This window comes from Leptolyngbya sp. FACHB-671, from assembly GCF_014695745.1.
In the GTDB taxonomy this organism is placed as follows: domain Bacteria; phylum Cyanobacteriota; class Cyanobacteriia; order Elainellales; family Elainellaceae; genus JAAUTN01.
In genome coordinates, this window is record NZ_JACJOV010000092.1 from 25,764 (window position 1) to 35,916 (window position 10,153).

The window sequence follows — 10,153 nt, forward strand, 5'->3', positions numbered from 1 at the left end:
TCGATTATTCGATGCAAAGCTAGAAAATTGAGCTTGGGCTAGCTCATCCTTAGTTTGAAGCGGGCAATCGCCCGTTTACAAAACAGCAAAACCAACTAGGCAAAAGAACCTTCCAGAAGTGAATAGGGGAGAAGATTTCCATGAGATTTTTGGCTGCCAGAGCTATTATTGAGGCAGTAAAATCCCGAAACCAGCACACGCTAGGAAACGTATCGAAATCAGGTTGAGATAGAGAACTGGAAGCTCATCCCAAACCAGCAAAGCAAACAGGCGATCGCCATGATTCAAGCAGTACCGAGGCTTTTAAGCTTTGAAGAATTTATCGACTTTGATGACGGGACAGAGCTGAATGAATACGAACTGGTTGATGGGAGGCTGGTGCTAATGCCAGAACCCGATGATTGGCACGAAGCGATCGCTGCCTTCTTGGACTTCATGTTTCAGTTAAGCGCTCGCGATGCTGGGTTACTTCTGACAACCCGGAAGCGAACAGCGCTGTATTTGCAGGAGGCATATGGACGTAGACCTGATGTCGCCGTCATAGACAAGCCCAAGTCTTATATGGGCAAAAGAGGTATTTACACTAAGCCCCACATGATTGTCGAGATTGCATCAAGCAATTGGAGTACAGATCTAGTTGAGAAACTAGAGGAATATGAAAAGCTAGGCGTGACTGAATATTGGATCGTTGAACACTACCGGGGACAAATTTCTGCTCGGTGGAGTCAGAGGGAAAAGCGTCCCAAGGTGATCGTTCTGTCCTTGGAGAACGGTGAGTACAGACGGGGGGAGTTTATCGGAGATGAAGTTGTCCCCTGTCTCACGTTTCCAGCCTTAAAGCTGACGGTTAAACAAATCCTAGAAGCTAATTGACCAGCTTCGTCAGGTCAGTGATGGAGAACACTCTTCCGGCTTGATCTACTAGTCGAGACTCTCAGATAGCTTTAAGTCTAGATATCTAGATATCTAGACTTAAAGCTATCTACAAACCTAGAAATCTCACTATCTAGAAACCTTTTCACATAACCTGTATCCTTACGGTATCGAAATTAAAAGTTCAACTATGCGAACTTGCTCATGTATTTCCCTCTCAGGTGGGCAGGGAAAAACGACCACTATTTTTTTCACCTCGCTTCTGCTGGCGCAACAGGGCAAACGAGTACTGGCGATCGACTCTGACCCACAGGCTAATCTCACCTTCTACCTCGGTCATGAAGTGCAGCCTAATCAGCCGAGCCTTTTAGAAGTACTGACTGGGCAAGTCAGTACTGAGGATGGAATCTATGAGACGGGTTACGAAAATTTGTTTCTTATTCCTGCCGATCGCGGCTTGTTCAAGGTTTCAGACTACCTGAGCAGCAGTGGCACTGGAGCGTTCATCCTTAAATTGCGGCTTAAAGCAATTGCCAATCTGTTTGACTACGTTCTGATTGATGTTCAGCCTTCTCGTTCTCAACTCTGCCTGACTGCAGTTGGAGCTTCAGATTGTGTTCTCATTCCTGTGGAAGCCAATGTCAAAGGAATGAACAGTTTGATTGATACTCTGGACTTTCTTCAGGAGCAGTCAAATTTGATGGCATTTACCGGAAAAATCTTAGGGGTGGTTCCATTTCGCGATCGCTGGGTTGGAAATACCCAGACTTTAGAAGGTCGGCAGAACATTGAGGCAATGAAGGAATTTCTTGGAGACATCCCCATCCTTGCCTCGATTCGCGAGTCCGAAAAATTTAAAGGTGCCATCCGACAAGGAAAGCTGCTCTCAGAGATGGGGCAGACAGATTTACAGTACCCATTTGAACAGATCGTTGAGGCGTTGGGATATGAATGATGCTTTAGAGCGGCTCAAGAAACGCAGTCGTCCAACTGTCCCCAGTCGAGATGCATCTTTAACACCTTCTCAAGCATCTGAAAGTCTAGATATCTCGACATCTAGAAACCAAGACATCCAGAGTTCGGCACCTCAAGATATCGTGGAACCTCGGAGTCAAGAGTTTGAGACTCTAGACTCTCAGCAGTCGCTAAAGACTAAGCAAACGACTCTGAGATTGGAGCAGGGAATGAGCGATCGCCTGCAAGACCTGTGTAGGGAAAACGGCATCTGTCGGGAAGTTCTGCTTGAGGCAATGTTTGAGTACAGCGAAGCAAACTCTGATGTTTTGCAGCAGATATTGGCTGAGGCGAAAAGCAAGAATGAACGACGGCAACAAATTGCAAATCTCAAACGCGCTAAGTCCATGATGGAGCGGTTTGGGCAACCAGGGTAGGAGCGATCGCTTCTGTAGCTCTTATCGTCCGTAGAACACAACCACTAAGATAGTTCACTGCTGCAACCATCCTAATTTATGGCTGATTTGTTTAATGCGGGGAGTGATTATGACCAATTCCTGCGGAATCTGAAGGAGCGGATTCGGACTGCTCAAGTGCGGGCGGCTCTGGCGGTCAATCGGGAGTTGGTGTCCCTCTACTGGCAGATTGGACAGGAGATTTTAGCTCGCCAGCAGCAGCAAGGATGGGGAGCCAAGGTAATTGAGCGGCTGGCGAAAGATCTGCGGAAAGAGTTTCCAGAGATGAAGGGCTTTTCTCCTCGCAACTTGAAGTATATGAGGGCTTTTGCAGAGGCTTACCCGGATGAGCAAATGGTGCAGCAAGCTGCTGCACAAATTCCCTGGTTTCACAATTGCGTGTTGCTGGACAAGGTAAAAGACCCTGAAGAACGTCTGTGGTACATCCAAAAGACGCTGGAATACGGCTGGAGCCGCAATGTGCTGGTGCTTCAGGTTGAGAGTGGTCTTTATCAGCGGCAGGGAGGAGCAATCACTAACTTTGAGCAGGTGTTGCCTCCAGCTCAGTCTGACCTGGTGCAGCAGATTATTAAAGACCCTTACCATTTTGACTTTTTAGGCTTGGGGGAGGAGCGATCGGAGCGAATCCTGGAGCGGGGACTTATTGACCACATTCGCGATTTTTTGATGGAGTTGGGCGTTGGCTTTGCTTTTTTGGGGAGCCAGTATCCGATTGAGGTGAGTGGCAAGGAATATCGATTGGACTTGCTGTTTTATCACGTTAAGCTGCACTGCTATGTGGTGATTGACCTGAAGATGGGGGAGTTTGAGCCGGAGTTTTCGGGCAAGATGAATTTCTACGTCGCGGCGGTGGATAACCTGTTGCGATCGCCCAAGGATGAACCCACGATTGGGATTGTCTTATGTAAGTCGAAGGATAAGACAACGGTGGAATATGCGCTCCAGGGCATTCAGAAGCCGATTGGCGTGGCAACGTTTCAACTCGAAAGGGAACTTCCTGACCCACTCAAAGGAATTTTGCCAACAGCAGAACAGTTAGAGGTTGAGCTGAATGCAGCTGTGGTAGAGGTTCAACTGGAGACAGAGGAGAGCGCGGATTGATTCGCTTCCTTCTTCTGGATTCCCCATCCTCAAACAGGTTGTAACTGATTCAACGAGAAAAACGGATAATGCAGTTGTGAAAATACTAAGGAAGTTTGGCACTGCTCAAGGACGCAGTGGATTTTGCAAAAATTTGAACATGCCTTGAAGCGTTTAAACTGTTATTTTGTTTCTCCATCAAGCAACGCCAAATAATTCTGAAAATCACACTGGCAAGCGATACTGTAAGTCAAATCCTCGTTTAGTTAACGATATTCCTAAGGAGTAACTTATAGCTATAAAGCTAGAGCTACCAAGCTTTATGTTAATTTTCAATGCCTCAAAAATTTTAAATTTAACGAGTTTTGAGACAAAAGCCTCTAGTCGAATGAGCTACCGAATTTATCCAATATTCTCTGCTGTTCCTATCTCTTTGGGTAAAATTGCTTGGCTGTTCTACAAGTTCTCCTCAAATCCATTCGTCAACAACGTCAGCAACGGAGTTTAACTCCGTTGCTAAAACTACGCCATAAATAAACGATCCAAATTGAAATTATGACCGCTGCCGCGGCTCACTCGCCGGTAACAATCACAACTTTGTCTTTAATCATCTGATTCCTCTTTTTGTTGAGTCACTACTGAGTTCCGCAAGAGCGGATTTGCCAATAAGCAGAGGCTTTACCTCGGTTATTGGGATTTAAGGGATGCCATATCAATCACGAAGCGGTACTTCACATCAGATTTGAGCAGGCGATCGTAGGCTTCGTTGACCTTTTGGATAGAGATGACTTCGACGTCCGCAGTGATGTTGTGCTTGCCGCAAAAGTCAAGCATCTCCTGGGTTTCGGGGATGCCGCCAATGTTAGAGCCGGAGAGACTACGACGACCCATGATCAGACTGAATGCTGCAACATCCAGGGGTTTCTCCGGTGCGCCGACCAAAGTAATGTTGCCGTCGGGGCAGAGCAGGTTGAGATAGGCGTTGATATCGTGGTTAGCAGAAACAGTATCGAGAATGAAATCGAAGCTGCCAGCGTGCCTCTGCATTTCGTCGGCATTGCGAGAAACCACCACTTCATCCGCACCAAGGCGGAGCGCGTCTTCTGTCTTTTCAGGCGAGGTGGTGAAAACAACAACATGGGCTCCGAACGCATGAGCGAATTTCACGCCCATGTGACCCAAACCACCAAGACCGACCACGCCAACCTTCTTGCCTTCGGTAACACCCCAGTGGCGCAGGGGGGAATAGGTTGTAATTCCGGCACAGAGAAGCGGTGCAACCCCAGCAAGCTCAAGGTTGTCTGGGACTCGCAGAACGAAGCGCTCATCAGCGACGATGCTATCAGAGTAGCCACCGTAGGTAACTGGAGCGGTCTTGTATTGGTCTGGGGAGTTATAGGTGTAGATCACATTCTGGCAAAACTGCTCAAAGCCAGCTTTGCAACGGGGGCAGGTATGGTCTGAGTCAACCATGCAGCCGATCGCAGCCAGATCGCCAGGCTTGTATTTAGTTACTGCTGAGCCAACCTGAGTCACACGACCGACGATCTCGTGACCAGGGACGATCGGGTAGACCGTGCCGCCCCACTCATCCCGCACTGAATGGAGGTCGGAGTGGCAGATGCCGCAGAAGAGGATTTCGATCTGTACATCCTGTTCAGTTGGAGCGCGCCGTGCGATCGTGTCGGAAGCAAGCGGTGATGTTGCACTGGCTGCGGAATAAGCTTTCGTTTTATACATGGTTCATTCTTCCTAAATTACTACTTCAACCTGGTACTGTTCGTCATTGGCGCATTCTATCCACTTAATCATTTTCCAAGGTTGAGTTGTTTCACACCAAGCTTCGCGATTGATGCCAACCGTTACTGCACCGTTTGGCCGCCGTCGATAACCATGGCGTGTCCAACTATGAAGGCAGCCGCGTCCGAGCACAGCCAGAGGACTGCCGCAGCGATCTCCTCAGGCTTGCCCATTCGTCCAACTGGCTCCTCTGAAATTACTTGTTCGCGTCCTTTAGGAGTGCCGCCGGTGAAGCGATCCATCATTGGAGTGTCGATGTAACCAGGGGCAACAGCGTTGACACGGATGTTCTGCGAGGCGTAGTCAAGAGCCGCCGACTTGGTGAGTCCGATCACGCCGTGTTTTGCGGCGGTGTATGCGGCTCCGCCCTTAATGCCGATGACACCAGCGCCAGAAGAGGTGTTCACGATCGCCCCACCTCCTTGCTTGAGCATCAGTGGGATTTCGTGCTTCAGGCACAGAAAAACGCCGCGCAGGTTGATGTTGACGATCCGATCCCACTCCTCCGCTTCAATTTCCGCTGTTGCTGCACTCTTCTGCTCCACACCAGCGTTATTAAAAGCAAAGTCCAATCGCCCGAAGGTCTCGATCGCCTTGTCTAGAGCGGTCTTCACGTCTTCGGCTTGCGTTACGTCGCACTTGACGGCGATTGCCTTCGGCAATAGCGAAGCTCCCGCCCGCCCACCAAGTTCCTCAATCATGCGGACCGTTTCCTGATTGCCCTGTTCTGAGATGTCAGCGACTACCACGTTAGCGCCCTCACGGGCAAACGCCAGCGCTGTAGCTCGACCAATGCCGTTTGCAGCTCCAGTGACAAAAGCCACTTTGCCTGTGAAGTTTCCATTTGAGTTGGGTAGCATAGTTTCTCCTGCGAGTTGCTCGTTTATCGACTGAGATGTTGATTGAAAAAGGATGTGAGCTTGTCAAAGGGGATCAAGTTCACCCGGTCGTACAAATCGACGTGTCCCGCATTTGGAACCCGGACGATCTCCTTCGGCTCAACCGCGCGGTTGTAGGCATCCTCGCTGAACTCCCGGGAGTGGGCTTCGGTGCCGGTGACAAAGAGCAGCGGACGATTGATCTCCTCGATCCGTTCAAGCGGGTAATAGTTCATGAACCGCACGACGCTAGTCAGCGTCGGCTTCGTCGTCCGCTCCAGAGACGAACCTTCCGGTGTAAACTCACCCCGGGGAGTCCGGTAGAAGTCGAAGAACTCGCGCTGGACAGGGTCGGTGCTCGCCGTCAATTCGTTCGTCGTTCCACCCACGTAGGTGGTCTCGCCGCCCGTGAACTCCACGTAACGCTGCTCCGCCGCCGCCGCGATCATCTGCTGCCTTTGCTCGGCGGTCACTGAATTCCTGAGTCCGTTGCGAGCCGCCGCGCCCATATCGTACATACTCACCGTCGCGACGGCCTTGATGCGGGGGTCGATATTGGCGGCGCTGATGACGAAGCTGCCGCTGCCGCAGATTCCGAGTCCGCCAATCTGCTCCCGATCGACGAAGGGCTGGGTGCCCAGGAAGTCTACCGCTGCACTGAAGTCCTCGGCATAAATCTCTGGCGCGACGAGGTTTCGCGGAGTCCCCTCGCTCTCGCCCCAGAACGACAGGTCGATGGCTAAGGTGACAAATCCTTGTTCAGCCATTTTTTGGGCATACAGATTTGAGCTTTGTTCTTTGACTGCGCCCATTGGGTGCCCGACAATGATTGCCGGATGATTGGTGTTTTGATCCAAGTCTTTGGGAATGAAGAGATTTCCAACAACCTGCATGTCGTATTGGTTTCTGAACGTCACCCTCTGCATCGTCACCTGGTCACTTCTGTAGAAGTTGTCCGCCCCCTCGACCACAGCAGACTGCTGCACGGGTGCTTGGGCGCTCTTACGCGAGACGGGTGTTTTGTCGAGTGCAAATGCCGTCGTTGCGCCAATTGCACTCATCAGAAGGGTTGGGATTAGAACGCGGTGTTTCATTGAGTTCTTCATAGATGTGGGTTTATCTAAGGGTTAGCTTCAGTTCGACTCGTTACGCCCTGAATTGACGCTCTTATTGGTTTACATTTGGTGCTTGGTATTGCTCGTCACTGACCTGTTCCATCCAGTCCACAGGGCTGCCGTTGAGCGCCTCCTGAATGGCGGTGTGAGTCATGGCTGTAGTTGCTGTAGCACCGTGCCAGTGCTTCACTCCTGGCGGAATTTGCACTACATCACCGGGTCTAATCTCCTGAATTTGACCGCCCCACTGTTGAACCCAACCAACTCCAGCCGTCACAATCAGGGTTTGCCCCAGAGGGTGGGTATGCCATGCAGTGCGGGCACCCGGCTCGAAAGCGACACTTGCGCCAGATACGCATGACGGATCGTGGGCCGCAAAAAGAGGATTGATACGGACAGACCCCGTGAAATAGTCGGCTGATCCTTCAGTGGCAGGTTGCGAACCACTCCGAGTGATCTCTACGGTCTGCGGGCGATCGCTAGATGAGACTTGTGTATGCCCTACCTGCGCAAATCCCAAAGTCAATAAGGAAAATGCCAAAACAGGCAACGTGAGCCGTTTCATTTCTGTTCCTCCAATTTGTGCTTTGTCATGCGAAGCTTTCCCACAGCGACGGTTGCCTGCTGTGGATTTGACGATGCTTCTCATGCAATCGTGAGAAGCGCTTGACCAAACAAACCTGAGTGTTCTCTTGAAGAGAAATCCAGACGCTTACAAGCAACCAGAATCACGTTTCATTGCTTTAACCCCATTCTAGGAAGCCTGAAAGGCAAGCAATAGGATGATTGTCTAGGATGGTTGTACAATCCTGCAAACTTGCACTAGCTTCAATTCAAGTCACGCTAGATTCTTATACAGGACTGGTTCATAGTGTCTCTATCCCTGCCTTTGCTTAATTTTTCCTGTCGTGATTCTTCTACAGATGTATAACCTGACAAATCAGCAAAAAGACCTTGTCCGATGGCTCGTTCAAAAGATTCAGGAAGGAAAATTGAATGAGGAATTCGGAGTTATGTGGGTTTCCAGCTTAGGTTCACTACCGCCTAAAGCTTTAATGCGTGATTTTAGAGAAACTGACGAAGAGTTATCTGGAATTTCAATTACTCAAGGCGCATTAAATGTTCTGGCAGAAAATAAACTTATCCATTGCGATATCGTTTACAAAATAGATAAGTCAGGAAAACAGAATGAGACTGCACGTAGATGTACTGTAATGGGCAAAGCCTACGAGGCTGTAGATGCGGACTTTAACGCCCCCGACACATCTTTCATCACTCACTTAACTCCTCTAGCAGATATCAGTAACTTTGATGAGCAATTAAAAAAGCGGTGTTTACCAATTTTAGGTGCAGGAAGCTCAGATTCCATGCTGTGGGATTCCGCTGTAAGGACAGCAGGAGTCATTCTGGAAGAGCGATTGCGCGATGTCGGTTCCATCTCTAATCCAAATTGCACTGGCTCTGCCCTAGTGAACAACGTATTTAGTGACAAAGGAACGTTAGCCTCAAAGTTCACAGTTGCTTCAGAACGACAGGGCTACCGAGATTTATATGCTGGCATCGTTGGGACTTTTCGTAACCCGTCTGCTCATCGCTTAATTGATCCATCTCCAGAAGAGGGAGGAGCTTTTATAGTGTTCGTTAACCTACTACTCAGCAAACTTGAAGCACTCAAATGAAATTTGATATGTGTGGTTTCCTGTCAATGTTTTACAATTCAAACCTCTGTTTCCAATATGTATTTAACCAAGAATCCACAGGCAAAGCGTGAGGCAGCACGATCGCAAGCCAACCGAGAGGAGCTAACGGAGCGAATTGCTCAAGCGATTCGTCAAGATGGAGCGACCCTTGCGGTACCTGCGAAGCAGCACGAACTGCTGAAAGGATTGCACTTCTATCGCAACTCCTCTCCTTCAGAATGCATCCATAGTGTCTCTATTCCTTCCTTTTGTGTCATTGCTCAGGGCAGTAAAGAAGTGCTGCTGGGCAGCGATCGCTATCAGTACGACCCAATGAATTATTTGCTGGGAACGGTCGAACTGCCGATAGCCAGTCGAATTCTAGAAGCAACTCAGGAAAAACCGTACCTGGGTCTTCGCCTCGATCTCGACCCTACCTTCGTTGGCTCAGTCATGGTTGAGGCTGGTTATCCCTCAGTCCAAAGAGGTACCAGTGTCAAAGCGATCGATGTGAGTCCATTGAATGCAGACCTGCTGGATGCAGTGGTGCGGCTTGTCAGGTTAATCGATTCCCCGAATGAAGCTCATGTTCTCGCACCCCTGATCAAGCGGGAAATCATTTACCGACTCCTGATGGGAGAGCAAGGAAATCGGCTGCGTCAGATTGCTGTTCTGGGTGGATACACTCACCACATCGCCAGAGCCGTTGATCGTCTTCGGAAAGACTTTAACCAGCCGCTTCGAATTGAAAACGTTGCACGTGAGCTTGGCATGAGTGTCTCGGGTTTTCACCATCACTTCAAGTTAGTCACCGCCATGAGTCCGTTGCAGTTCCAGAAGCAACTGCGTCTCCAAGAAGCTCGCCGTTTGATGCTGGGGCAAAATCTGGACGCGACCACGGCTGCGCACCAAGTGGGATATGACGATCCTTCACACTTCAACCGGGAGTACAAGCGGCACTTTGGGGCACCACCCATGCGTGATGTAGAGCAGTTGCGCGAAGCTGTGAGGGAGACTGCTAGTTCAGTATGACTTTCTTCGGGATGACAAGTTGCTCAAGCTTCGGCAGCTATTCTCCTTGAGTTGTACCTTTACGGTCGCAGAACTACTGCCACCCAAAGTTCGCTAAAAAAGTTCTTTAGAGCACATGAGATGTGCCAATTGAAAGTGTAAATTAAACGACTCGATACTGTTGGCGAACCCTGACTGGGATCACATTGGTTATCCTAAAGAGCAATTTCCTTTGAGTCTTGAAAAGTGAATTGCGATGTCCCTAGCATTTGAGCCAATTCCTCCTG

10 protein-coding genes are annotated in these 10,153 nt (G+C 49.5%); 6 read left to right on the forward strand and 4 right to left on the reverse strand.

Annotated features, from left to right (window positions below; all coding sequences use genetic code 11):
• Window positions 1–279 precede the first annotated feature (279 nt).
• From H6F93_RS12070 to H6F93_RS12085, 4 genes are all read left to right on the forward strand, one after another.
• On the forward strand, window positions 280–873 hold the full coding sequence (locus H6F93_RS12070) for a Uma2 family endonuclease (RefSeq protein WP_190681014.1): 594 nt from the start codon (window positions 280–282) through the stop codon (window positions 871–873).
• A 190-nt stretch (window positions 874–1,063) separates the two neighbouring features.
• Window positions 1,064–1,828: a carboxysome distribution maintenance ATPase McdA gene (gene mcdA / locus H6F93_RS12075; protein ID WP_190681016.1), complete on the forward strand. Its 765-nt coding sequence runs from the start codon at window positions 1,064–1,066 to the stop codon at window positions 1,826–1,828.
• Window positions 1,821–2,264, forward strand: coding sequence for a carboxysome distribution maintenance protein McdB (gene mcdB, locus H6F93_RS12080; RefSeq protein WP_199313659.1), 444 nt, complete (start codon window positions 1,821–1,823; stop codon window positions 2,262–2,264). The genes mcdA and mcdB overlap by 8 nt, the downstream gene beginning before the upstream one ends.
• A 78-nt stretch (window positions 2,265–2,342) precedes the next feature.
• Window positions 2,343–3,404: a PDDEXK nuclease domain-containing protein gene (locus H6F93_RS12085; protein ID WP_190681018.1), complete on the forward strand. Its 1,062-nt coding sequence runs from the start codon at window positions 2,343–2,345 to the stop codon at window positions 3,402–3,404.
• A gap of 666 nt (window positions 3,405–4,070) precedes the next feature.
• Here H6F93_RS12085 and H6F93_RS12090 read toward each other — a convergent pair.
• From H6F93_RS12090 to H6F93_RS12105, 4 genes are all read right to left on the reverse strand, one after another.
• Entirely contained in the window at window positions 4,071–5,123 is a 1,053-nt protein-coding gene (locus tag H6F93_RS12090) for an NAD(P)-dependent alcohol dehydrogenase (RefSeq protein WP_190681020.1), read from the reverse strand.
• 122 nt (window positions 5,124–5,245) lie between these two features.
• Entirely contained in the window at window positions 5,246–6,043 is a 798-nt protein-coding gene (locus H6F93_RS12095) for an SDR family oxidoreductase (protein ID WP_190681022.1), read from the reverse strand.
• A gap of 23 nt (window positions 6,044–6,066) precedes the next feature.
• Window positions 6,067–7,122 (reverse strand): alpha/beta hydrolase, encoded by a 1,056-nt coding sequence (locus tag H6F93_RS12100; RefSeq protein WP_199313660.1) that lies wholly within the window; start codon window positions 7,120–7,122, stop codon window positions 6,067–6,069.
• Window positions 7,123–7,228: 106 nt separating this feature from the next.
• Complete coding sequence (locus tag H6F93_RS12105; protein WP_190681026.1) at window positions 7,229–7,741, reverse strand: (R)-mandelonitrile lyase; 513 nt, start codon at window positions 7,739–7,741, stop codon at window positions 7,229–7,231.
• 358 nt (window positions 7,742–8,099) lie between these two features.
• Here H6F93_RS12105 and H6F93_RS12110 point away from each other — a divergent pair, with 358 nt between their 5' ends.
• Entirely contained in the window at window positions 8,100–8,855 is a 756-nt protein-coding gene (locus H6F93_RS12110) for a TIGR02391 family protein (protein ID WP_190681027.1), read from the forward strand.
• Window positions 8,856–8,912: 57 nt separating this feature from the next.
• Complete coding sequence (locus H6F93_RS12115; RefSeq protein WP_190681029.1) at window positions 8,913–9,887, forward strand: AraC family transcriptional regulator; 975 nt, start codon at window positions 8,913–8,915, stop codon at window positions 9,885–9,887.
• Window positions 9,888–10,153 lie beyond the last annotated feature (266 nt).

Excerpts from the sequence above, each read along its gene's own strand:
- H6F93_RS12070 (WP_190681014.1), top strand. The coding sequence starts at position 280 with ATGATTCAAGCAGTACCGAGGCTTTTAAGCTTTGAAGAATTTATCGAC.
- mcdA (WP_190681016.1), top strand. The coding sequence starts at position 1,064 with ATGCGAACTTGCTCATGTATTTCCCTCTCAGGTGGGCAGGGAAAAACG.
- mcdB (WP_199313659.1), top strand. The coding sequence starts at position 1,821 with ATGAATGATGCTTTAGAGCGGCTCAAGAAACGCAGTCGTCCAACTGTC.
- H6F93_RS12085 (WP_190681018.1), top strand. The coding sequence starts at position 2,343 with ATGGCTGATTTGTTTAATGCGGGGAGTGATTATGACCAATTCCTGCGG.
- H6F93_RS12090 (WP_190681020.1), bottom strand. The coding sequence starts at position 5,123 with ATGTATAAAACGAAAGCTTATTCCGCAGCCAGTGCAACATCACCGCTT.
- H6F93_RS12095 (WP_190681022.1), bottom strand. The coding sequence starts at position 6,043 with ATGCTACCCAACTCAAATGGAAACTTCACAGGCAAAGTGGCTTTTGTC.
- H6F93_RS12100 (WP_199313660.1), bottom strand. The coding sequence starts at position 7,122 with ATGAGTGCAATTGGCGCAACGACGGCATTTGCACTCGACAAAACACCC.
- H6F93_RS12105 (WP_190681026.1), bottom strand. The coding sequence starts at position 7,741 with ATGAAACGGCTCACGTTGCCTGTTTTGGCATTTTCCTTATTGACTTTG.
- H6F93_RS12110 (WP_190681027.1), top strand. The coding sequence starts at position 8,100 with ATGTATAACCTGACAAATCAGCAAAAAGACCTTGTCCGATGGCTCGTT.
- H6F93_RS12115 (WP_190681029.1), top strand. The coding sequence starts at position 8,913 with ATGTATTTAACCAAGAATCCACAGGCAAAGCGTGAGGCAGCACGATCG.